22 protein-coding genes, 2 tRNA genes and 1 rRNA gene are annotated in these 23,641 nt (G+C 41.1%); 18 read left to right on the top strand and 7 right to left on the bottom strand.

Going from position 1 to position 23,641, the window contains the following annotated elements; translation table 11 throughout:
* Window positions 1-2 precede the first annotated feature (2 nt).
* Genes secD through BBW65_RS02615 form a run of 10 tightly spaced genes read left to right on the top strand, consistent with a single transcriptional unit; the run spans window position 3 to window position 12,082 of the window.
* On the top strand, window positions 3-1,571 hold the full coding sequence (gene secD, locus BBW65_RS02660) for a protein translocase subunit SecD (protein WP_066339322.1): 1,569 nt from the start codon (window positions 3-5) through the stop codon (window positions 1,569-1,571).
* The gene (secF, locus tag BBW65_RS02655) at window positions 1,558-2,529 is read left to right on the top strand and encodes a protein translocase subunit SecF (protein WP_066339321.1); all 972 of its coding nucleotides are present in this window, start codon (window positions 1,558-1,560) and stop codon (window positions 2,527-2,529) included. The genes secD and secF overlap by 14 nt, the downstream gene beginning before the upstream one ends.
* 26 nt (window positions 2,530-2,555) lie before the next feature.
* A complete protein-coding gene (locus BBW65_RS02650) occupies window positions 2,556-2,897 on the top strand; it encodes a DUF6394 family protein (protein ID WP_066339318.1) in 342 nt (113 codons plus the stop codon).
* Between the two features lie 10 nt (window positions 2,898-2,907).
* A complete protein-coding gene (gene leuS, locus BBW65_RS02645; protein WP_066339315.1) occupies window positions 2,908-5,331 on the top strand; it encodes a leucine--tRNA ligase in 2,424 nt (807 codons plus the stop codon).
* Complete coding sequence (gene lptE, locus BBW65_RS02640) at window positions 5,328-5,849, top strand: LPS assembly lipoprotein LptE (protein WP_066339312.1); 522 nt, start codon at window positions 5,328-5,330, stop codon at window positions 5,847-5,849. Before leuS ends, lptE begins: the two co-directional genes overlap by 4 nt.
* Window positions 5,827-6,936 carry a folylpolyglutamate synthase/dihydrofolate synthase family protein gene (locus tag BBW65_RS02635; RefSeq protein ID WP_233702091.1) on the top strand — a complete coding sequence of 370 codons (1,110 nt, stop codon included), beginning with the start codon at window positions 5,827-5,829 and terminating at the stop codon, window positions 6,934-6,936. Before lptE ends, BBW65_RS02635 begins: the two co-directional genes overlap by 23 nt.
* Entirely contained in the window at window positions 6,926-7,849 is a 924-nt protein-coding gene (locus BBW65_RS02630; RefSeq protein ID WP_066339308.1) for a M23 family metallopeptidase, read from the top strand. Before BBW65_RS02635 ends, BBW65_RS02630 begins: the two co-directional genes overlap by 11 nt.
* Window positions 7,836-8,780: a M23 family metallopeptidase gene (locus BBW65_RS02625; RefSeq protein WP_066339306.1), complete on the top strand. Its 945-nt coding sequence runs from the start codon at window positions 7,836-7,838 to the stop codon at window positions 8,778-8,780. The genes BBW65_RS02630 and BBW65_RS02625 overlap by 14 nt, the downstream gene beginning before the upstream one ends.
* The gene (locus BBW65_RS02620; protein WP_066339303.1) at window positions 8,702-9,070 is read left to right on the top strand and encodes a bactofilin family protein; all 369 of its coding nucleotides are present in this window, start codon (window positions 8,702-8,704) and stop codon (window positions 9,068-9,070) included. The genes BBW65_RS02625 and BBW65_RS02620 overlap by 79 nt, the downstream gene beginning before the upstream one ends.
* A complete protein-coding gene (locus tag BBW65_RS02615) occupies window positions 9,071-12,082 on the top strand; it encodes a DEAD/DEAH box helicase (RefSeq protein WP_066339301.1) in 3,012 nt (1,003 codons plus the stop codon).
* Here the strand turns inward: BBW65_RS02615 and BBW65_RS02610 are convergent.
* From BBW65_RS02610 to BBW65_RS02580, 7 genes are read right to left on the bottom strand one after another with little or no spacing between them, the layout of a single operon-like run.
* Window positions 12,057-12,821 carry an energy transducer TonB gene (locus tag BBW65_RS02610; RefSeq protein WP_066339299.1) on the bottom strand — a complete coding sequence of 255 codons (765 nt, stop codon included), beginning with the start codon at window positions 12,819-12,821 and terminating at the stop codon, window positions 12,057-12,059. The two genes, BBW65_RS02615 and BBW65_RS02610, sit on opposite strands and share 26 nt — an antisense overlap.
* A 1-nt stretch (window position 12,822) precedes the next feature.
* Window positions 12,823-13,236, bottom strand: coding sequence for a hypothetical protein (locus BBW65_RS02605; protein WP_199919465.1), 414 nt, complete (start codon window positions 13,234-13,236; stop codon window positions 12,823-12,825).
* Window positions 13,199-13,552 carry a flagellar motor switch protein FliN gene (gene fliN / locus BBW65_RS02600; protein ID WP_066339295.1) on the bottom strand — a complete coding sequence of 118 codons (354 nt, stop codon included), beginning with the start codon at window positions 13,550-13,552 and terminating at the stop codon, window positions 13,199-13,201. Before fliN ends, BBW65_RS02605 begins: the two co-directional genes overlap by 38 nt.
* Window positions 13,553-13,556: 4 nt before the next feature.
* Window positions 13,557-13,946 (bottom strand): chemotaxis protein CheX, encoded by a 390-nt coding sequence (locus BBW65_RS02595; protein WP_066339292.1) that lies wholly within the window; start codon window positions 13,944-13,946, stop codon window positions 13,557-13,559.
* Between the two features lie 18 nt (window positions 13,947-13,964).
* Window positions 13,965-14,594 (bottom strand): endonuclease III, encoded by a 630-nt coding sequence (gene nth / locus BBW65_RS02590; RefSeq protein WP_066339291.1) that lies wholly within the window; start codon window positions 14,592-14,594, stop codon window positions 13,965-13,967.
* Complete coding sequence (locus BBW65_RS02585) at window positions 14,591-14,818, bottom strand: FeoA family protein (RefSeq protein ID WP_066339288.1); 228 nt, start codon at window positions 14,816-14,818, stop codon at window positions 14,591-14,593. Before BBW65_RS02585 ends, nth begins: the two co-directional genes overlap by 4 nt.
* A gap of 9 nt (window positions 14,819-14,827) precedes the next feature.
* Window positions 14,828-17,494 carry a YhdP family protein gene (locus BBW65_RS02580; protein ID WP_083986010.1) on the bottom strand — a complete coding sequence of 889 codons (2,667 nt, stop codon included), beginning with the start codon at window positions 17,492-17,494 and terminating at the stop codon, window positions 14,828-14,830.
* A gap of 34 nt (window positions 17,495-17,528) precedes the next feature.
* Between BBW65_RS02580 and BBW65_RS02575 the strand changes: the two genes are divergently transcribed.
* From BBW65_RS02575 to BBW65_RS02540, 8 genes are all read left to right on the top strand, one after another.
* Window positions 17,529-18,368, top strand: coding sequence for an endolytic transglycosylase MltG (locus tag BBW65_RS02575; RefSeq protein ID WP_199919464.1), 840 nt, complete (start codon window positions 17,529-17,531; stop codon window positions 18,366-18,368).
* Between the two features lie 64 nt (window positions 18,369-18,432).
* Complete coding sequence (locus BBW65_RS02570; RefSeq protein ID WP_066339276.1) at window positions 18,433-18,747, top strand: 4Fe-4S binding protein; 315 nt, start codon at window positions 18,433-18,435, stop codon at window positions 18,745-18,747.
* Complete coding sequence (locus tag BBW65_RS02565; protein WP_066339267.1) at window positions 18,744-19,877, top strand: 2-oxoglutarate synthase subunit alpha; 1,134 nt, start codon at window positions 18,744-18,746, stop codon at window positions 19,875-19,877. The genes BBW65_RS02570 and BBW65_RS02565 overlap by 4 nt, the downstream gene beginning before the upstream one ends.
* Window positions 19,877-20,698 carry a 2-oxoglutarate ferredoxin oxidoreductase subunit beta gene (locus tag BBW65_RS02560; protein WP_066339265.1) on the top strand — a complete coding sequence of 274 codons (822 nt, stop codon included), beginning with the start codon at window positions 19,877-19,879 and terminating at the stop codon, window positions 20,696-20,698. Before BBW65_RS02565 ends, BBW65_RS02560 begins: the two co-directional genes overlap by 1 nt.
* Window positions 20,695-21,243 (top strand): 2-oxoacid:acceptor oxidoreductase family protein, encoded by a 549-nt coding sequence (locus tag BBW65_RS02555; RefSeq protein ID WP_066339263.1) that lies wholly within the window; start codon window positions 20,695-20,697, stop codon window positions 21,241-21,243. The genes BBW65_RS02560 and BBW65_RS02555 overlap by 4 nt, the downstream gene beginning before the upstream one ends.
* Before the next feature lie 489 nt (window positions 21,244-21,732).
* Window positions 21,733-23,230: ribosomal RNA gene (locus BBW65_RS02550) — 16S ribosomal RNA — on the top strand.
* Window positions 23,231-23,318: 88 nt separating this feature from the next.
* Window positions 23,319-23,395: transfer RNA gene (locus BBW65_RS02545), tRNA-Ile, on the top strand.
* 3 nt (window positions 23,396-23,398) lie between these two features.
* Window positions 23,399-23,474 (top strand) — tRNA-Ala (locus BBW65_RS02540).
* Window positions 23,475-23,641 lie beyond the last annotated feature (167 nt).

Here is a 23,641-nt window from a genome sequence, read left to right as displayed (position 1 = left end):
GAATGAATTGGCGTTTAATCATTTTTGGCATTTCTGCCATTTTTGGATTGGTTTTTAGCGTTCCGTCGTTTTTCCAAAATGTCGGAGGTCCCAAAATCAATCTTGGTCTTGATTTGCAAGGGGGACTCACTCTACTACTAGATGTCAAAACCCAAAACGCAGTTGTTGCCAAATACAAGGCAATCGCAACGATGGTTGCCTATGAGGCGAAAGAACAAAAGATCCTCCTAGATCATTTGAAAGCAAGTGAAGAGAGTGTGAGCTTTGAGCTTTTGGACACAGATGATGTGGGTAAGATGATGGAGCTTTTGCAACAGAATCAGGGGCTAGAAATCACGCAAAATAGCAATCAGTTTGTAGGGGTTTTCACTCAAGAGGAACAAAACAAGATCAAGCAATCAGCGATTGATCAAGCCATCAGCACGATTCGCAATCGTTTGGATCTATTTGGTCTTGCAGAGCCTAGCGTGACGCGTCAGGGCAAAGAAAATATTTTGGTGCAATTGCCTGGGATCAAAACTCAAGAGGATGAAAAACGAGCGATTGATTTGATTTCTAGATCAGCACATTTGGAGATGATGGCAGTCGATGAAGAACGCAATATGCGTGTCGATCAAATGAGTGAGAGCGAAGCACAAAGATATGGGGATGTGATTTTGCAATATGTGGGTTCTCCCTCAAAACTTTTGCTCAAAGCAGTTCCAATCATTGATGGTGCGATGATTACAGATGCCAATGTCGCTTATGATCAAAATTCTCAACCCATTGTGGCGTTCAGTCTTGATTCAAAAGGTGCGAAACTCTTTGCGGAATTTTCAGGCAACAATGTCGGCAAACGGATGGCGATCGTGTTGGATAGGCAGGTGTTTTCTGCACCTGTGATTCGTGAGAGGATCGGAGGAGGAAGCGGGCAGATTAGCGGCAACTTCACGCCTCAAGAGGCTGGGGATCTAGCGATTGCCTTGCGTAGTGGGGCACTTTCTGCTCCTGTTGAGATTGTTGAGAAAAGAAGTGTGGGACCGAGTTTGGGTGCAGATAGTATTCGTGCGAGCATGATTGCACTTTTTAGTGGTTTTGCGTTAGTGTTAGCATTTATGATTGTTTATTATTCTGTTGCGGGTGTGATCGCTGTGGGTGCATTGCTTGTGAATATTTTGCTTATTGTGGCGATTATGGCGATTTTGGGTGCAACGCTCACTTTGCCCGGAATGGCAGGGATTGTATTGACCGTGGGAATGGCAGTAGATGCAAATATCATCATCAATGAGCGTATCAGAGAGGCTCTCTATGAGGGCAATTCAATCAAACAAGCGATTGCTTTGGGATATGAGAATGCCTCAAGGGCAATTTTTGATTCCAATATCACGACTTTGATTGCAGCATTTTTGCTCTATGCTTATGGGACAGGCACTATCAAAGGGTTTGCGATCACAATGGCGATTGGGATCATTGTATCAATTTTGACTGCCATTGTTGGGACACACGGGATTTATGAGGCTTTGTATAAAAAAATGCAGAAAAATCCTAGCTTTTGGTTTGGTGTGAGGAGGAATATCAATGGAACTCATTAGAAATCAAAGAATCATCAATTTTGCACAATACAATCGCTATACATTTCTAGTGTCTGTGGTGTTGATTGCATTGTCTTGTGCTATTTTGTTTTTCAAGGGCTTTAGCTATGGCGTGGATTTTGATGGTGGGACAATCGTGCAAATACGCTATGAGCAAAATGCTCCTATCTCTACGATTCGTATGCTTCTAGAAAAAAATCAAGCGTTCAAAGGTGTGCAAGTGAGCGAGTTTGGCTCAAAAGATGAGGCGTTGCTCAAAATCCCTTTCAACGCCAAACTTCCTTTGACACGCATCAATGAAGAAGTGATCAAAGCGTTGAAGGGAAGTGGGCAGTTTGAATTGCGTCGCGTAGATTCTGTGGGACCTAAAGTAGGACAGGAGCTCAAAGAAAAAGGTATTTTGGCATTGAGCCTTGCTTTGATTGCGATTTTGGTATATGTGTCGTTTCGATATGAGTGGAAGTTCGCTTTGTCGGCAGTTTTTGCTTTGTTTCATGATGTGCTGATTTGTGCAGCTTCTGTGGTTGTGTTTGGGATTGATTTGAATCTTGAAGTGATTGCAGCATTTCTAACGATTATTGGCTATTCGATTAATGACACGATTATCATTTTTGATCGTATTCGTGAGCAGACAATGAAAGAGAGCAACGCTTCACTCAATGATGTCATCAATGAGGCACTCTCAAGCACTCTTTCAAGGACATTGCTGACTTCTTTGACCGTGCTTTTTGTGGTTTTGACACTTTACCTATTTGGTGGAGAAATCATCGTGGGCTTTAGTTTGCCTATGCTTGTTGGCGTGATTATTGGGACATATAGCTCTATGTTTTTTGCTCCTAGAATGATTGTGTTGCTAGGTTTTGATTTGTCGCAATATCGAGATAAGTTGGCAGAAAAGAAAAAAAGAGAGCGAGAGCGTGAGAAAATGCGTCAAATGTATCAAAATGGACAAGTTTGATTTGGAAATATATTAAGGAGGAATAAATGGATTGGGGTCGTGTTTTTTTTATTTTTTTTAGTTTGATGAGTTTAACTTCTGTTGTTGGGTATTTGTATGATCCTAATCTGGTGATGTTATTTGTGGCAGCATCTGTGAATTTTATCTCCACCACACTCAAAATCGGAGTCAAGAATCTGCTTTCTTCTGAAATGCTTGCAAGTTCTTTGGTGGTGGATTTGCATTTGATCCCTGCGTTTTTCTTTTTGCAAATTGGAGATCATTGGGAACTTGCAAATGCTCTAGCAGTCGGTGCTTTGGCAGCCAACATCTTCGCAGCGATTTTGATGCTCATTGAGAGCACAAAAACAAGAGATGCGGATTATTGAGGTGTGAGCAATGGAGGAATACAATCACAAAATCATAGAATCTCAGTGGCAAAAAAAGTGGCTTGAAGACAAAGAGTTCGAGCCAAAAGAGGATTTTTCACTTCCCAAAAAATATATTTTGAGTATGTTTCCCTATCCTAGTGGATCAATCCACATGGGGCATGTGAGAAACTATTGTATCGGTGATGCGTTGGCAAGGTATTATCGTCAGAGGGGATTTAATGTCTTGCACCCGATTGGGTGGGATTCGTTTGGAATGCCTGCAGAAAATGCAGCCATCAAGCATCGTTTGCACCCAAAAGATTGGACTTATAGCAATATTGATGCGATGAGAAAAGAACTTGCAAGTCTTGGGCTTTCATTTTCCCTTGAGCGTGAGTTTGCTACAAGCGATGAGGATTATACGCGTTGGGAGCAAGAGTTTTTTGTCAAGATGTGGGAAGCAGGTCTGATTTATCGCAAAAAAGCTTATTTGAATTGGTGTGAAAATGATCAGACGGTGCTAGCAAATGAGCAAGTCATCGATGGGAAATGTTGGCGTTGCGATACTCCTGTGGTGCAAAAAGAGATGGAGCAATACTATATCAAGATTACAGATTTTGCTGAAGATTTGTTGCAAGATCTTAATCTTTTGGAGGGAAAATGGCCCCAACAAGTGCTGAATATGCAAAAAAATTGGATTGGCAAATCCAGTGGATTGCAATTTGCATTTGAGATTGAAAAAAAATGGGCTGAAAAGCTTGGGATAGATGAAGTGGAGGTTTTTACCACGCGTCCAGAGACGATTTTTGGCGTGAGTTATTGTGCGATTGCTCCAGAACATCAGCTTGTCCAAGCAATGATGCCCTATCTCAACAAAGAAGAGCAAGATAAAATCCTTGAAATGACTAATATGAATGCAAGAAGTCGTGCCATCGCACAAAAAGAGGGTGTCAAGCTGGGGATTTCCCTCATCCATCCATTGAGCAAGGAAGGGATTCCTGTGTGGGTGGCAAATTTTGTTTTGGCAGATTATGGAAGTGGTGCATTGATGGGGGTCCCAGCTCACGATGAGAGGGATTATGAGTTTGCATCATTGTATTCTCTCCCCATACGCAAAGTTATCGAATGTGAGGATTTGCCATTTTGCGATGAGGGGATTTTGTGCAATAGCTCGACTTTTGATGGACTTCCAACGCAAGAGGCACGCCAAAAAGTCATCGCTTGGTTTGAGGAGCACCAAAAAGGCAGAGGAGTGGTGAATTATCGTCTCAAGGATTGGGGGATTTCGCGTCAGCGTTATTGGGGGACGCCGATTCCATTGGTGCATTGCTCTACCTGTGGCATCGTGCCTGAAAGCAATCTACCTGTGACTCTCCCCTATGATGTTATCATCGATGGGGAAGGCAATCCATTGCAAAAACATCTTGAATGGAAAAAATGCCTTTGCCCAAAATGCCACAAAGAAGCGGTGAGAGAAACAGACACGATGGATACTTTTATGGAATCTAGTTGGTATTTTTTGCGTTATACCACTCCCAAGGCAAAACGCAATGAGACTGCCCTAGATCCACAATCAATGCGATATTGGCTTGGGGTTGATGAATATATTGGTGGAGTTGAGCACGCAATTTTGCATTTGCTGTATGCAAGGTTTTGGACCAAAGTGCTTGATCGCTTGGGAGAAATAGAGCTAAAAGAGCCATTTGAGCATTTGCTCACTCAAGGAATGGTGCTCAAAGATGGGGTGAAGATGAGCAAGAGCAAGGGCAATATTGTAGATCCAAATGGAATTGTTAGGGATTTTGGGGCAGATAGTGCTAGATTGTTTATCCTTTTTGCTGCACCGCCGACAAAAGAGTTGGAGTGGAGCGATAGTGCGCTTGAGGGGGCATATCGTTTTTTGAAAAGACTTTGGGAGAGAAGCAAAAATATCAAGCCCTCCGATTCGATCCCTTGTGTGCAAACACAGGGGCTAAGCCAAGAATCAAAACTCGCACGCAAAAAAGTCTATGAGGCTCTCAAGAAAAGTCAAGAGATTTTTGACAAGCAGATGGCTGGCTATCCTTTCAATACCCTCATTAGCTCTTGTATGGAAGCACTCAATGCGTTAAGTCATCAAGACAATCAAGAGGTTTGGAGCGAGGGGTATTATATCTTGCTCAATCTTTTAGAGCCGATCGTGCCTCATTTGTCTCATCATTTGAGTGAGAAATATTTTGGGCGTAAAAATTTTGGGATTTTGGAGATTGATGAAGGGGCTTTGGAGGATGAGAGTTTGCATATCGTTGTGAGTGTGAATGGCAAAAAGCGTGCAGAGGTCGAAGTCCCCAAAACAGCCTCCAAAGAGGAAATACTACTGATTGCAAAAGAATCTGTGGATAAATGGATAGATAAAGAAGTGAGCAAAGAGATTTATGTGCCTTCAAAACTTGTCAATTTTGTTTTAAAATGAGAATTTGTGCTTTAGTGTTTGCTTTGATTTTTGCTGGGTGTGGCTATAAGCCATTGGCACATTTTGCACGCTCTGCCTTTGGTGAGAGTGTGTATGTGGAAGCCCAGATCAACCCTGAATTCCCCAAACCCTCATCTGCACTCAAAGATATGCTCAATCAAGCCATCATCTCTAGACTCCATCTTTTGCTTGTCCCAAAAGATGAAGCAACAAGTATCATACGCATCGGATTTAGCTCTATCTCTTTTTCTCCTATCGCTGAAGATCAAGATGGTTTTGCGACGCATTATAGGGCTAATGTTGTGGTCAAAATTTCTTACAAAACAATCTATGGTGAGGATTTTTCTGTGAGTTTTGATGGGAGCAGTGATTATGCTGCGACTCAGGCAATGTCATCAGTTTCTGTTCAAATCGCACAATTTGAGGCAATCAAACTCGCCGGACAACAAGCCATCGATCAGTTTGTCGCCAAATTGTTCTATCAGGGGATCACTCATGATGCCAAAAAATCTCAATGAGTATTTGAGTGCAAAGGGGCAGGAAACACACCATTTCGATCCCCATAGAATCAAAAAGATCTTCCCCCTCTTTGCCAAAGATTTCTTGCAAACTTTTACGCCAAAAGTCATTCATATCGTGGGGACAAATGGCAAAGGAAGCACTGGACGCTTGATTGCACGCAACTTGAAAAATTATTTGCATTTCACTTCTCCTCATCTTTTTGCTTTCAATGAGAGGTTTTATTGTGATGGCTCTATTGTGAGTTTTAGGCGTCTTGAGGAAGTGCATCTTGAGATAAGCACAAGGGCTTATATGCAAGAAGTGAGTTATTTTGAATATGCCACTTTTTTGGCTTTGTTTTTGGCAAGAGATTTGGATTATTTGGTGTTGGAAGCTGGGCTTGGGGGGGAGTTTGATAGCACAAATGTGATTGAGGATAAGATTTCTGTTTTTACTCAAATTGGCTTAGATCATCAAGAAGTTTTGGGGGAGAGTGTTGTACAAATCGCTCAAACCAAACTCAAATCAATGGGAAGCGTCGCGTTTTTGGGGAGTCAAAATCATCTAGAGGTTTATGAAATTGCCCACAAAATAGCACAAGAAAAAGAATCAAACCTTACAACACTGCAAAAACCCCACTTGAATTTTTTGGAGCAAAACTTTTCTCTTGCGTGTGAAGTTTTGCGTTTCTTGGGTGTGGAGCCCAAGGTATTTGTATCGGATTTGTGTGGCAGAATGCAGAGGATTGCACCCAATGTGATTGTGGATGTGGGGCACAATGTCGATGGTGCTTTGGCACTCAAGAGGGCTTTGGGGAATGAGAAGGTGGTTCTTGTTTTTAATGCTTATTGGCAGAAAGACATTGAAGCTGTGCTAGAGGTGTTGCGACCTATAGTAGAGAAGGTGCAAATCATACGCATCTCAAACAATGAGCGTATTATCCAAGAACAAGTGTTGTGTGGAATACTTGAAAATTTGAAAATCTCTTATGATGTTTTTGATAACACGCTTTTGTCTTGCAAGCAATATTTGGTTTTTGGATCTTTTAGTGTTGTCGCTGAGTTCTTGAAACGCAGGGATGCTGGAGTGCTTGATGAAAAATAGATTCTTATTGAGTGTTGTGGATTGTGATGGATCAAGGCAATTTAATATCCACAAAAATGCAAAAAAGATCTTTTTGGCATTTACTTTGGGCGTCGTGTTGATGATTGGGGCAGGGTTTGTGCTGATGTATTATTTGATGGGCGAGATTGTGGATATTAGTCATAGCAAAGAAACAATGCTTGAAAAATACCGCTACATTTACGCACAAAATCAGACACTCAAAGATCGTATCAATCTCAAATCCAACGAGCTAATCGAGGTGAGCAAAAAGGTAGAGGATTTGGAAGAGATTGTCAATCTTGGCAAAAACACCGATGAAGTGGTCGCATCGCCTGTTGAGATCGATAGTGTGAGTGCATTTCAGAAGCAAATACTTTTGCAAGTGATTCCAAATGGGAATCCTCTCCAAGATTTCACAAAGATTGTCTCTTCTTCACAACGCATTCATCCATTGAAAAATATCACAGGGATTGCCTCGGGAGTGGATTATATCGTGGCTGTAGATACGCCTGTGTATGCGACAGCAGATGGCATCGTGGATTTGGTGCGTAATGGCAACAGTGGATATGGGCGTTTTGTAAAAATTGTGCACTCTTATGGATTTAGCTCGATGTATGCACATTTGTCCAAAATCGCAGTCAAACGCGGTGCATTTGTGCAAAAGGGGCAGTTGTTGGGGTATTCGGGCAATAGTGGAAATAGTGCTGGTGCGCGCTTGTATTATGAGATTCGATTTTTGGGTGGGTATCAAAATGCAATGGACTACATCTCTTGGAATGGAGGCAATTTTGAATCATTTTTCAAAAACACCGCACACATCAAATGGGCTTCTTTGCTCTGGGCGATTGAAGATCTCTCGCAATTACGCACTTATCGTTTAGATTATCAAGGAAAAACCGATGCAGGCTTGTGATAAACGCTTGGTGATTATGCTCACAGATGAGCAGGGAAGCAAAATCTTTAATATCCATATTTTGTTTAAATATTTTCTTTGGTATTTTCTTGTTTTTGTTGTCACTTTGATTTTTTTTGCTCTGGTGTCGATTCGCGTTTTTAACAATGAGCTTGACAACCTTGCTATGAGCAACCAAATGCTTGTCAATGAGTATGACAAAATGCTTATTTCCAACAATCAGCTCAACGAGCTAGTCAGCCGTCGCGTCGAAGAGCTTGAGCTGATTGGGGAGCGTGTGGAGTATTTGGAAGGAATGGTGGGGGTGCCATCTGATTCTGCAAACTATGAGAATCTAAGCTATGGGTTGCAAGAGAGGATCGAAAATGTGTCTTTGGCGAGTATTCAAAAAGCATTTGTGATGAAGTTTATCCCCAATGGCTACCCAATGGATTATTATCGGAGAATCTCTGATTATTTTGGCTATCGCCTCCATCCTATTTTGCGTAGAGAGCATTTGCACGCAGGGGTGGATTTTAGTGCAGAAGTCGGGACGCCAGTGTATGCGACAGCAGATGGTGTTGTGGAATTTGCAAGGAAAGACTATAATGGTGGCTTTGGAAATCTTATCAAGCTAGATCACTCATTTGGATTCCGCACCTTTTATGCACATTTGAGCAATGTGCTAGTGGCAAGAGGAGATTTTGTCAAAAAAGGGCAGATTATCGCTTATAGTGGCAATTCTGGTTTGAGCACGGGGGCACATCTGCATTATGAAATCCGTTTCTTGGGTGCATATATCGATCCCAAGAATTTTGTAGAGTGGAATATGAAGGATTTTGATTTAATTTTTAAAAAGGAGAAAAATATCCCATGGCAATCTTTACTCAAGATCATCAACACACTAATGAAGGAAGTGGAGCAACCATCATTGCAAGTGGAACAAAAATAAAAGGAGAGATTGACACTCAATGTCATTTGCATATCGATGGTGAGTTTGAGGGCGTGATCCACTCCTCGCATACTATCAATATTGGCAAAAGTGGCGTTGTGAATGGCGAAATCTATTCAGAAAAACTTATCGTGAATGGAAAATTTGTCGGCAGTGTGAAATCAAGAGTTGTTGAAATTATGCCTCAAGGCAAGATTGATGGAAAGGTAACAAGTCACGAACTTGTGATTGAGAGAAAAGGGATTTTGACCGGAGAGAGTATCGTCGAAGATGGGGATAGACTAGAGTAGATGATTGCAAGTTGTTTATATAAACTTGCAGAGCAAGGTTTGATTGATTTTGAGCTCTTGCTTGTTGCAGATCATAATGAGGCTAGTGAAGCTTGTGAGATGATGGAGTATCTTGCTTGTGGAATCAAGCCCTTTGTATTGCCTCATTTTCGTGCAATTTTTGGAGATGATTTGCGTAGCTTTTCGCAAGAACTCTCCGCACTTTTTGCGATTTTGCGAGAGTTTTATGCTTATGAGGGCAAAAAACTTCTGATCTCCCCATTTTCTAGCGTTGTGTATCGTATGCCTTGTGCAAAACATTTTGGTGGGCTAGAGATTGCCCCAAACCAAGATTTGGATTTGCAAGCATTCCAACAGAAAATCCTAGATTTGGGATATGAGGTTGTGGATCTTGTGGAAATGGAGGGGGAGGTTAGTTTCCGCGGGGATATTGTGGATATTTTTGTGCCTTCTAGTGCAAATCCATATCGTATTTCTTTTTTTGACAACATTGTTGAAGATATCAAAACTTTTGATTTGCAAACTCAAATTTGCCTCAATCTACATCATCAAACGCTAGAGATTCCTCCGGCTTTGTTTTCTTTGGATGCCAAAGAGGCAGAATCACTACAAGAAGAAATCTCTCAAAAATGCACTCAATCTTTGAGTGCGGATATGAGGAGTTTTGGGTTTTGGTTTTTGCAAAACAAAGTCTTGCTACCCAAAGTTTATAAGACTGCCATCACTCCTCAGGCAGTTGTGGAGGCACAGAGTTTTTTTGAATTCAAAGAGCAAAGCGATCTGTGTTTGCAAGATTTGGAAGAGTTTGTGGTGCTTCATCAAGATGAGAGGTATTGTGATGTGGCATTTGAGCTCAAAAATCTAGCGAACTTTATCGCTGGTTATGGGGATAGACAGATTGTTTTGTTGGCACCACAAGAATCGATGTTTGAGCATTTGAAATACTCCTATGATCTTAGTGGTGTGAAGTGCGAAGTGTCTCCTTGCATTGTGAATATCCTCACTCCCCAAAAGCTGATACTATCCATCAACAAAAAACAAAAAAAACTCAAAAAACGCCGCCCTAAGATTTTGCTTGATGAATTGAGTGTCGGGGAGTATGTAGTCCATAGCGATTATGGTGTGGGGATTTTCAGAGGGATTGTGCAGACGCAAGTTGTGGGGAGTGTGCGTGATTTTATGCGTATTGATTATCAAGGGGAAGATTCTTTGCTATTGCCTGTGGAAAATCTACATTTGATCGATCGCTATGTCGCAAATGCTGGAGGAGTGCCCACACTGGATCGTTTGGGCAAAGGAACTTTTGCAAAGCTCAAAGAAAAAGTGAAGGGGAAATTGTTTGAGATTGCTGGAAGTATCATTGCATTGGCGGCTAAACGCGATTTGTTGGAGGGGGATCAGATCATTTTAGAAGACTATGAGTTGCAAAACTTCCAAAAACATTGCGGGTTTAATTTGACACTAGATCAAAGCACTAGCATTCAAGAGATTTTGCAAGATTTGGGGAGTGGGAAGGTGATGGATCGACTTTTGAGCGGAGATGTGGGGTTTGGCAAAACTGAAGTGGCGATGAACGCACTCTATGCAGTTTGCAAGAATCATTTTCAAGGGGCATTGGTGGTGCCTACAACCCTACTTGCCTCTCAGCATTATGCGACTTTGCAAAAACGCTTCGAGCCATTTGGAATGCGTGTGGCTAAACTTGATTCTAATAGCAAAGACAAAAAGCGAGTGCTTGAGAATGTAGCAAATGGAGAGATTGATATTTTGGTGGCAACTCATAGTGTGCTTGGGGCTAGGTTTGCAAAGCTAGGATTGTTGATTGTCGATGAAGAGCACAAGTTTGGAGTTAAGCAAAAAGAAAAAATCAAAGAGTTGAGCCAAAATGTGCATTTGCTTTCTATGTCAGCCACTCCTATTCCTAGAACATTAAATATGGCACTCTCTTCAATCAAAGGTATGAGTGTCCTAAAAACTCCCCCCAAAGAGCGTGAGGGAGTGAAAACATTTGTCAAAGAGGGCGATGATGGGTTGATCAAAGAGGTGATTTCTCGCGAGATGCGTCGTGGGGGGCAGGTCTTTTTTATCCATAACCACATCGCAAGTATTGAGCAGAAAAAACAAGAGTTGCTTGATTTGATGCCTCATTTGAGGATTGGTATCATTCATTCCAAAGTCGGGGATTTGCAAGAAGAGAGGGTGATTGCAGATTTTGCAAAAGGGGAATATGATGTCTTGCTTTGCACCTCTATCATCGAATCAGGGATTCATCTTGATAATGCCAATACGATGATTGTAGAGGGGGCCGATCGCTTTGGAATCGCAGATTTACACCAATTGCGTGGAAGAGTGGGGAGAGGGAGCAAGATTGGCTTTTGTTATTTTTTGCTTCAAGATCAGGGGCGACTGACACAAGATGCGCGCAAAAGACTTTTGGCTTTGGAGCGTAATAGCTATTTGGGGAGCGGGGCTTCTTTGGCATATCACGATTTGGAGATTCGCGGTGGTGGGAATCTGTTAGGCGAGGCTCAAAGTGGGCATATCAAAAACATTGGCTATGGGCTATACCTCAAGATGTTGGAGGATTGTATCAATACCTTGAGTGGTCGTGAAACTCTGTATGCCAAAAGTGTAGAGCTCAAACTCAATGTGAGTGCCTATCTTAATCCCGAACTCATTGCTTCAGATCGTTTGAGGCTTGAGCTCTATCGCCGTTTGTCGTTGTGTAAAAGTGTGACTGATGTGTTTGAAATACAAGCAGAGATCGAAGATCGCTTTGGCAAACTAGATGTGTATAGTAGGCAATTTTTGGATTTGATTTTGATTAAAATTTTGGGCGGTGCTTGTGGGGTCAAAATGATTTCAAATTATGGGCAAAACATCAGCGTGCAGTTTAATGATGCAACCAAAGAAGTGCTTGTGGCAAATAGCAAAGATGACGATGATGTGTTAGCTAGAGTTTTGGAGTTTTTGAGAAAAAAGTCGCCTAATGTCTGCGTAGATAATAATTGATATAGAAGCGTATAAGTGTTTTTGTTTTGGGGTGCGGATAGTCTTTGTAGGCGATCTCTATGGTTTTGATGCTGTTGCGATCTAGCAAGATATAGCCACTCTCTTTGATGATTTTGAGATCTGAAATATCGCCATTGGGGTGCAAATAAAACTCTATGACATTGCCGCCACTTTGAGCCAACATCCCGGCATTGGGTGGGTAGCGTAGGTATCTCTGTGTGATTTTTCCGATATAGGAGAGATTGTTGAGAATGAATTCTTTTTCTTCAAAACCAAGTTGTCCAAAATCCGCTCCATAAAATTGAGAGATGTTTTGTTTTGTTTGGGTATCAGCGAGTTGGAAAGCGAGGGTTTCTTCAATAGGAGGTGCCTCACTGGCTTGATAAGTCGGAGTGGGGGGGAGGGAATCTTCTTGAGGCTTGTCTTGATTGGTGCTTGTTTGTTGCAATGGATGATTGGGGGTTGTTTGATTCTGAGGATTGTGGTTTTTTTGGGGTTTGGTTTTGGTCACTTGCTTTTGAAGGTGACTGCTGGATTTTTGTGTTTGAGGTTGAGCGTTTTTGGCGTATTTGGCTTGGGCATTTGCATCGCTAAAACGAAAAGAAGAAGCATTGATGCGTTCATCCCCAACTCCCTTTTTGAATCCTAATTCTTTGGAGTTGTGCAAAAACAAAGCTATCAATGCTAGGTGCAATAGAAGCGAGAGTGAGCAAGTGATAATAAGGCGATATTGTGTCATATCACTCCTCTTGAATGAGCTCCATAAAATCCTCTTGTTTGTTATGCTGTGTACTTGAATCAAGAAGGATCATTTCTTTTTGATTGCAAAGGACAAGATATGTTTTGTGATTGATTTCAATGGTGAGAAGCTTGAGATGTGAAGTCAAATAAACCTGTTGAAATGCAATGTTTTTTTGCAATGAATTCTGGTTTTTTCTTTTGACATAGAGGAGTAAGCCGATCAGAGAGAGGAGAATGAGAATGACAGCAGCATATTGCCACCAAAAATCTGAAGTCTCTATGGGGGTTTTGGCATCGATGGTGTCGGCATTTAGAAAAACGGGTGCCAACAATAAGAAAAAAAACTTTTGCAGTGTTTTGGCATTGAGTGACAATTCAGATTCTCTCTCGTGTGATGTAATACACAATTGCATCAGAATCAAGGATTTCATTGAGGCGGATAGCGAGGTTTTTCTCATACACCATCACCTCCCCTTTTCCGATCACTCTACCATTGACAAATGCCTCTACACTCTCTCCTGCAGGTTTTTGCAAATCGATCACAGAGCCTTTTTCGAGTTTCAAAATGTCTTTTAGGCTCAATCTTGTAGAGGCAAGTTGTGCGTCAAATACCACATCCATATCTAAAAGTCCGGCATAATTTGCCATCATTGTTTCAAAACTTTTGGCAAGTTCTACTTCTTTTTGCGTGTGTTCGTAATCTTGATTGAGAATGCTAGTTTCTGCCATTTTGTCACTCCATATAGATACTGCATTTTGTCCCATTTAGTTCAAAATGCAGTCCATTGTTTTGTTGGATTGTATAATCCTCTCCCCAAAATTGCGGTGTCCCAAGATTGAGATGTTTGTTTTGTTTGGAATATAAAACCTTGGCGTGTCCCACAACAAGATTGGCTAGTTCTTTGCTCAAGTCAAGCAAAATCTCTTGACTAGGCTGATCTTCAAAAAGCATTTCACTTGCTAGAAGTTTGAGAAAAGTCAATTCACAACAAAAAAAGATCTCTTGATTCTGAAGTTTGATGCTAGAAACAAAGCCTTGACGCACCCCTTCAGAGATTTGCGTGGGTTTGATATTGATGCTTGATTGGATAGTTTCAATAAAGCTAGAAATAAGAGGGTTCATTGACTTTCCTTGTCTTGTTTATGGTTTAAAATTTTGTTTTGTCACACATAAGTCCTGCACGAAACAATGTTGGCAATCAGGTTTGAGTGCCTTGCAAATATAGCGACCAAACAAAACGAATGCTTGATGTAAAGGACTTAAATTATCTCTAAATAATTTTACTAAATCTTCCTCTGTTTTTGCCGCCGTTTTTGATTTGCTAAGTCCTAAACGATGAGAAACTCTAAAAACATGAGTATCCACAGCCATAAAGTTTTGCTCAAAATACTCAATCAAAACAACATTGGCAGTTTTTTGCCCAACCCCCGGAAGCGTTTTGAGTTCTTCTTGTGTGTGGGGTATCTTGCCATCAAAATCTTGAATCACTTTTTGTGCCATTGCAATAAGGTTTTGAGCCTTGTTGTTAAAAAAAGAACAACTTTGGATGTGGGATTTTACCTCTTCAAGATCTGCTTGAGCAAGGATGGCAATGGTGGGATATGTAGCAAAAAGGGCTGGGGTGATGAGATTGACTCTTTTATCAGTGCATTGTGCAGAAAGCATCACACAGACAAGAAGCTCATAGAGATTGTTGTATTTCAATTCTGTTTTTGGATGCTGATAGTGCAACAAGAATCGTTTTTTGATGATTTGTGCCTTTTGGCTCATATTGCCTCAACGATAATGTTTTGTGCTTCTGTGTTTCTAAGAGCGATTTTGGTTTGATTGACTTGGACTGCAAGGGTGGCTTTGTTTGGCGTGAAGCAGTCGATTGTGATTTTTGCATCTTTGGAAATGCCCATCGAAAATAATCTATTTTTTAATGCCATATCTTGAGTGTGTATGGCACAAACTTTGTATGATTGGTTTGGGTTGCCCTCAAAAAGTGTCATAAGATCTCCTTAGTCTGATGTAAAGATTCTCTCGATGATTTTAAATGGCGCACTGATGATATCTTCGGCGATTGTGACTTCAGATTTTGGTTTTTCAAGCGTTCCTTTCAAAATTACACCTGTTGATATTTTACCTTCTTTGCCTAATAATAAATATCCAACAATTGGAATTTTGCTTAAAACTTCAGAGAGGGATTTGATTGTTGAAATTGTTAGGGCAATATCCATTTCCTGTGTCGCAAGTGTGATAATCCCACCACCGCTCACATCGATAGAATTGCCGACCAAATCGATTTTTTTGAGAGCAAGATATTCATCGTTGAGATTGATTCTAATGCGTCCTTGTTCGATTTGGTATCCATTGGCACCAAGCCCGGGTTTTTTGAATACAATCAGTGAGGGAATGGTATCAATCAAACCAAGCACATTTTGAAGTGTGGCGAAGTTTTTAAAGATTGTGTTTTGTATTTCAACTTCTGCACGCAATACTTTGTTTTTGTAGATTCCTTTGATGCCAAATAATCCACCTTCGACGATATCTTTGCCAAATAAGGTATTGACAAATGATGGACTAAAATTATTGGCTTTGAATTTGATAATGTCATCATAAAAATCCAAATTGGCAATACCATTTTTATACATCAAATCCCCTTTGATTTTGCCGTTTTTGTAATTGATGACAATCTCATCGCTAGGAACAATCACTTGTTTGTATTTGATTTTGGAGTTTTGAGATTCGAAATAGACTTTCAGAGTCGGCGTGTCTGAATGTTGCTGTTGTGCCTCTGTTGTTTCTTCTTGCTCCTGATTTTTTGCCAAAAAAGCAAGTATAGGGACTTTGTTGTCTTGAATTGCTGAGGTGGTGAAATAATAGTTCTTGAGCAGGACTTTGAGGAATTGATCTTGAAAATCGATTTGCAAATGATTGTCTGTGGTTGCGAGTGAGAAATTGTGGGGGTCTATTTTGATGGTGGCTTCAAGCTCTGTGATGGGATTCCAATGTGAATCAAAAATAGGATAGGTGAGTTGCTTAAGGCGAGTTTGGATGATGAAGTGTTCAAAATCTTTGGTTTGTAGGTTTGCACTACCTGCTTGGATTGCTAAATGTTGGAGCATTGGAGAGAAGGGATAGAGTTTGGAAAGATTTTCTAGATTGATTTGTTTGTTGGTATCAAAAATAATTTGGGTTTCAAACTCTGGAATCGTAAGAGTGGTTTGATCTGCGAAGTCAAGTTGGACATCAAAAGGCTGGGTGGCATTTTGGATTTTTAGGATTTGGGTGATTGGAGTGTCGCCAAATGAAATATCCAAAAGCTGTGGAGTGATCTCCCCTGTAAGTTGCTGGGTGTTCAAGTCGATTTGGCAATCAATCAGTCCTGAGAGTTTTGGATTTTCAAGTGCAACCTCGCTTTCTGTGATGTAGATTTTTTGTTCTTCTGGCGTGATGTCTAATTGGGTTTTGAGTGTTTTGGCAAACAATGGCATTCCAAAAATATCGAGTTGTGCATTTTGAGAAGTGATTTCTCCCAAAGCTTCAAAGCGTGTCGTGTCGTCTTGGTTAGTGGAGAATGCAAGCTGGAGCTTTAGATCAAGGAGAGAACTGGATTGATTGATGTCAAAATCCACATCATAGGCTTGTAGAAGTTGATGCATACGCTCATCCAAAACAGCATTTGTAGATCGCAGTGAAACAATGGTTTTTGGGTTTGAATCCAAATCAAGAATCTCCACTTTGCTCCCCTGAAGTGAGATGTCTGCATAGGTAGGATTCTCTAGCTCAAAACCCAATTTGTTGCTTTTGTAACGCATTGTGAGCAAAGGTGTTTGGATAGGCTCTAGTGCTTCTTGAAGTTTGAGATTGACATTGCTGACTTGGACTTCGGCATAGAGGCTTTTGAGGAGATTTTTTGTAAAACGCTCATCAAGCGTTGTGGTGAAGTAGAGATTGGTGATCCTGATGCTATCAAATGAAGCTTTTTGCATGAGCCAATCATCAAGCGTTGGGAGTTGGGCAATCTCTTTTTGGAATGCCTTGAGATTTTTGATGGGCGTGGTATAGATTTGGACATTGAGTTTTTTGAGATTGCTATCTCCTTTGATAATGGCTTTTTCACTTTCGTTTATATTTTCGCGATAGGTATTGGCGATAAGATTAAAAACTAATTGTTTTTTGTGTGGAGAGAAATTGAGACTGCCTTTGAGTGCGATCTGCATTTGCTCAAAGTCAAGTTTTTCGACTTCCAAGAGTAGATCGTCTTGCTTTTGGGTGATTTCAAAATGAGCTTTGAGCGAGGGGAAGATAAGCTCATATTGTTTTCCATCATACAGAATAGAAGCTTGTTCTTTGTTGGGGAAGATGATTTTTTTGATTTGTATTTTTTGGAAATATGACATCGCAATCAAGCTGTTTTGAAACCAACCAAAAGCATCTTGTGGATTGAGTGTGGAGCTTTCGCTTTGATCTGATGTGAGAACAAGCTCATCAAGCGTGAGCACTAGCTTATTGTCTAGCTTTAGATATAATCCATTCAAGGTGGTGTTGTAGATTTGGAAATGGCGTAAATGGATTCCAGAAGAGAGCAAAAAGAAAAAGTATAAGAGGGCTATAGCAATGAATCCCCCCAGAACACTCAATGTGATAAGGATTTTGTTTGATTTCTTTTTTGGTTTATGCATTTGTATTCTTTTTTATTGTAATTTAGTGATTTCTGTGCCAAAACTGATTGTCGTTCCCAATGGCTCAATTAAATCCATTATAGCATATTTGGGTAGCATACAAATTGATACCAATCGTTTGGATTCTTGGTTTTTGCGTTTTTTGGGGCATCCGCAAATGGGATGGATTGATTTGGGTGAGACACAAATCAAAAAGGCTGATTTGCTCTATAAAATCACGCGTTCCAAATCCGCACTTGTTAGCATTACATTGATCCCCGGAGAAACGACTTATTTCTTTTTTGAAGAAATTGCACGCGTGCTTCAAATACCCAAAGAAACTTTGTGGAGAGAGTATGTGGGTATGGTGGAGTGTGAAGAGGGCAATTTCATTCCACAGACTTATAGGGTCCCTTATGGCATTGGTGCCAAAGATTTGCTTGAGCACTTGCTCTCATACTCTCAAAAGCAATACATCACAATAGCTAGGGATTTTGGTTTGTCTATTGATAGTTTGCAGTGGAAAAAAACATTGAGCAAGGCTTCAATTATCCAAAAAGAATCTGCAGGTATTGATGAAATGCCTTTGATTTCTGCTGTCATTGACAATCGGATTGCTAGGGGTATGGCTTTGCAAATGGATGGAAGTTTGAATTATGGGAAGTATTCTCATAGTAAAGTTACCCCACAACGCATTCGCGAAGATCAAAGCCCTTATAATACCTATAAACACAAAGGTATCTCTGCGTGTCCTAGCGGTAGTGTTAGTGTAGAATCTATCAGGGCTGCATTGAAACCTGCTGATGTCCCATATCTCTATTTTGTGAGAAACAAAGAGGGGAAACATAGTTTTTCTACGAGCTATCAAGAGCATTTGAAAAATTTTCAAAAATAAAATGGTAATGTTAGGCTTTTAGTTAATATAATCTCGAGTTTAGAAGCTTTGTTAAGGAGGGCGTATGAAAGATGTGCCTGTATGGGTGATAGAAGAAAGGTGCAAGGGGTGTGATATTTGTGCATCGGTTTGTCCAGTTGGTGTTTTGTCGATGCGTTTGGATTCTAAAAAAATCTTAGGCAAGGTTGCTGAGGTTTCTTTCAAAGATAGTTGCATTGGTTGTCGTGAGTGTGAAACACATTGCCCGGATTTTGCAATTTTTGTAGCAGATAAAGGAGAATACAAATTTGCCAAAAGTAGCCACGAGGCACAAGAAAGAGGCAAAAAAATCAAAGCAAACCACTTTATGCTTCCGGCTGAATTTGGAGGATGTGAATGAGAGAGTTGATTATCAATGGAAATGAATTGGTGGCATTAGCTGCGATTGATTGTGGTTGTAATTTTTTTGGAGGGTATCCTATCACCCCATCAAGTGAAATAGCGCACGAAATGAGTGTAAGGCTTCCAAAAATCAATGGAACTTTTATCCAGATGGAAGATGAGATTAGTGGGATTTGTGTGGCTTTGGGTGCTTCAATGAGTGGCGCAAAAGCAATGACTGCAAGTTCAGGACCGGGCATCTCTCTGAAAGCCGAGCAGATTGGCTATGCGTTTATGACAGAAACTCCTTTGGTGATTGTAGATGTTATGCGTGGTGGTCCATCAACGGGACTACCCACAAGGGTTTCTCAAGGTGATGTGGAGTTTGTGAAGCATCCAACACACGGGGATTTTCAAGCTGTTGTTGTGGCTCCTTCTACATTGGAAGAAGTTTATATGCAAACAATCAAGGCATTTAATCTTGCTGAAGAATTGATGACTCCAGTGTTTTTGTTGCTTGATGAAAGCATTGGACATATGTATGGTAAGGTTTTTTTACCCGAAATCAATGAGTTGAAAATATCCAAACGCAAAGTTTTTGAAGGAGATCCAAAGGAGTATTTTCCTTATGGCGTTGCCGAGAATACCCCCGCAGTCCTCAATCCTTTTTTTGGTGGATATTATTATCATGTCACAGGACTTCATCACGGCAAAGGCGGCTTCCCTAGCGAAGATAGGGAGTTGGCTCAAGCATTGATTGATCGTTTGTGTGGCAAGATCAAAACGCGTGCAGAAGATTTGAGTGAATTTGTGGGTTATGAAGCTGATGATGCAGAAATAATGATTGTAGCTTATGGCTCTGTCTATCTTTCGGCAGTTGAAGCAGTGAATGCTCTAAGAAATGAGGGGATAAAAATTGGGATCCTTTCTCCAAAGCTTCTTTATCCCCTTGCCCCCAACAAACTTCAAGAGTTGTTGGGAAAAGCAAAATGTGTCATTGTGATCGAATTGAATCAAGGGCAATATCTTTATGAGATTGAGGGTGTTTTGCAAGAAAAAGTAGAGTTTTTGGGTCAAGCCGATGGGCGTCCTATCGATCCAGATGTAATGACACAGAGAATTAAGCAAATTATTTCAAGGAGACAATAATGGCTGTAGATTATAATGCATATTTACGCACAGATAAATTGCCTACTTTATGGTGTTGGGGATGTGGTGATGGCGTCATTTTGAAAGCCATTATTGGGGCAATTGACGCAAATGGTTGGGATAAAAAAGACATTTGTGTGGTGAGTGGAATTGGTTGTAGTGGGCGTATGAGCTCTTATATTGATTGTAATACCGTGCATACAACACACGGGAGGGCTTTGGCTTATGCAACTGGCATTAAACTTGCAAATCCTGACAAAAAGGTGATCGTTGTGTGTGGAGATGGGGATGCATTGGCTATCGGAGGAAACCATACGATACACGCCTGTCGTCGCAATATCGATCTTAATCTTGTTTTGGTGAATAACTTTATTTATGGTTTGACTAATTCTCAAACTTCCCCCACAACTCCACAAGGGTTTTGGACTGTAACCGCTCAATATGGAAATATCGATCCAAACTTTGATGCCTGTTCTTTGGCACAATCTGCGGGAGCGACATTTGTAGCACGAGAAAGCGTGTTGGAGCCCAAGAAAATGCAAAAAACCTTAAGCCAAAGTTTTGCTCACAAGGGATTTAGCTTTGTTGAGGTGTTTAGCAATTGCCATATTAATTTGGGTCGCAAAAACAAAATGGGCGAGGCTGTGGATTGCCTCAAGTGGATTGATTCTCTTAGTATTCCAAAGGCAAAATTTGAAATGTTGAGTGACGAAGAGAAAGTTGGAAAATTTCCTAGCGGTATTTTGTATCAGAGGGAAGCTCAAGAATATTGCGAAGCTTATGAGCAAGTGCGTTTGATGGCACGGGGAGAGAAAAAATGAGAAAGCAGTTGCGTTTTAGTGGAGTTGGAGGACAGGGGGTGTTGTTAGCTGGAGAAATATTGGCTGAGGCAAAAATGTGCAATGGTGGCTATGCCATTAAAGCTGCAAGTTACACAAGCCAAGTGCGTGGTGGTCCGACAAAAGTAGATATTTTGCTTGATGAAGAACCGATTTTTTATCCTTATGCAACGGAGGGAAGTATTGACTTTATGCTTTCTACCGCTCAAGTGAGTTACAATCAGTTCAAAACTGGAATCAAAAAAGGTGGGATCATTGTTGTAGATTCCAATCTTGTTACACCAAGCCAAGAGGATAAGAGCCATTTTAAAATTATTGAGATTCCTATTATTTCGATTGCCAAAAATGAGATTGGAAATGTAGTGACGCAATCTGTTGTTGCGTTGGGTGTCAGTGTAGAATTATCAAATGCGATTGAGCGTGATGTGGTTTTTGAGGTTATGAAATCCAAAGTTCCCAAAAAAGTATTAGATCTCAATATCAAAGCATTTGAAATTGGCGAACAATATGCTAGGCAGTTTCTTTAAGATGCTGTTTGGCACAATATCTTTTCTTATTTCAAATAAATTCCCCCCCTTTTTCAAAAACTTCAGCAGATTTTAAGTTTATTGTTTGTATGATTGCACTTCCCAATCAGTGAGACACTTTTTATCTCCTAGATTTTGGCTTTGTTTTTTAATTTTTATGATTCAAAAAACTATTGTTTTAATTTAGTCATTTAGAAATGTTTTGAAACATTGATTTGGTTGTTCTATTTTATAGCTTTGTCTTTTTGAGATATTGAAATAAGATAATGATCTTTGACAACTAAGCAAAAGAATGTTAAGTATTAACCTTTACAAGTCAAACAAAGACTTTAAAAAATAAGACTTAATATTCTGATGTCATTACAACTCTTATAACCCGTATAGATTTTTCTATATTGAAGTTATAACTTGTGATACACAGAGTTTTGGGACAAACACTTTTATGGAGAGTTTAGCCACTGATTCATTCTTTGGCTCAAACTTCCATTTTTTATGGAGAGTTTGATCCTGGCTCAGAGTGAACGCTGGCGGCGTGCCTAATACATGCAAGTCGAACGATGAAGCTTCTAGCTTGCTAGAAGTGGATTAGTGGCGCACGGGTGAGTAATGCATAGGTTATGTGCCCTTTAGTCTAGGATAGCCACTGGAAACGGTGATTAATACTGGATACTCCCTACGGGGGAAAGTTTTTCGCTAAAGGATCAGCCTATGTCCTATCAGCTTGTTGGTGAGGTAATGGCTCACCAAGGCTATGACGGGTATCCGGCCTGAGAGGGTGAACGGACACACTGGAACTGAGACACGGTCCAGACTCCTACGGGAGGCAGCAGTAGGGAATATTGCTCAATGGGCGAAAGCCTGAAGCAGCAACGCCGCGTGGAGGATGAAGGTTTTAGGATTGTAAACTCCTTTTGTTAGAGAAGATTATGACGGTATCTAACGAATAAGCACCGGCTAACTCCGTGCCAGCAGCCGCGGTAATACGGAGGGTGCAAGCGTTACTCGGAATCACTGGGCGTAAAGAGCGCGTAGGCGGGAAAGTAAGTCAGATGTGAAATCCTATGGCTTAACTATAGAACTGCATTTGAAACTACTTTTCTAGAGTATGGGAGAGGTAGGTGGAATTCTTGGTGTAGGGGTAAAATCCGTAGAGATCAAGAGGAATACTCATTGCGAAGGCGACCTGCTGGAACATAACTGACGCTGATGCGCGAAAGCGTGGGGAGCAAACAGGATTAGATACCCTGGTAGTCCACGCCCTAAACGATGAATGCTAGTTGTTGCCCTGCTTGTCAGGGCAGTAATGCAGCTAACGCATTAAGCATTCCGCCTGGGGAGTACGGTCGCAAGATTAAAACTCAAAGGAATAGACGGGGACCCGCACAAGCGGTGGAGCATGTGGTTTAATTCGAAGATACGCGAAGAACCTTACCTAGGCTTGACATTGATAGAATCTGCTAGAGATAGCGGAGTGCCACTTCTGTGGAGCTTGAAAACAGGTGCTGCACGGCTGTCGTCAGCTCGTGTCGTGAGATGTTGGGTTAAGTCCCGCAACGAGCGCAACCCTCGTCCTTAGTTGCTAGCAGTTCGGCTGAGCACTCTAAGGAGACTGCCTTCGTAAGGAGGAGGAAGGTGAGGACGACGTCAAGTCATCATGGCCCTTACGCCTAGGGCTACACACGTGCTACAATGGGATGCACAAAGAGACGCAATACCGCGAGGTGGAGCAAATCTCAAAAACATCTCTCAGTTCGGATTGTAGTCTGCAACTCGACTACATGAAGCTGGAATCGCTAGTAATCGTGAATCAGCCATGTCACGGTGAATACGTTCCCGGGTCTTGTACTCACCGCCCGTCACACCATGGGAGTTGTATTCGCCTTAAGCCGGGATGCTAAACTGGCTACCGTCCACGGCGGATGCAGCGACTGGGGTGAAGTCGTAACAAGGTAACCGTAGGTGAACCTGCGGTTGGATCACCTCCTTTCAAGAGAGATAAGCAAGCATTCATTTGCTTTGCTTCAACTTGACTTCTTTTGCTTAGTTTTCAGAGATTATTTATCTTTGGTGCATTGGGGCTTATAGCTCAGGTGGTTAGAGCGCACCCCTGATAAGGGTGAGGTCGGAGGTTCGAGTCCTCCTAAGCCCACCATAAGGGGAATTAGCTCAGCTGGGAGAGCGCCTGCTTTGCACGCAGGAGGTCAGCGGTTCGATCCCGCTATTCTCCACCAAGATTTCAAAGTCTAATCTAAGTCTTTATCAAAGGTTTAGATTAGACTTTTGTCTAAGCGTTATTTGATTTATCATTGTTAATAGCCTATAGTAATAAGACTACAATAACTCTGCTTTAAAAGAGTGTAGCAATACATTCAATAAGGCAGTGATGACTTAGAATCAT

It is taken from the genome of Helicobacter enhydrae, assembly GCF_001693335.1.
Taxonomy (GTDB): Bacteria; Campylobacterota; Campylobacteria; order Campylobacterales; family Helicobacteraceae; genus Helicobacter_G; species Helicobacter_G enhydrae.
This window is presented reverse-complemented; position numbering and strand designations above follow the sequence as displayed.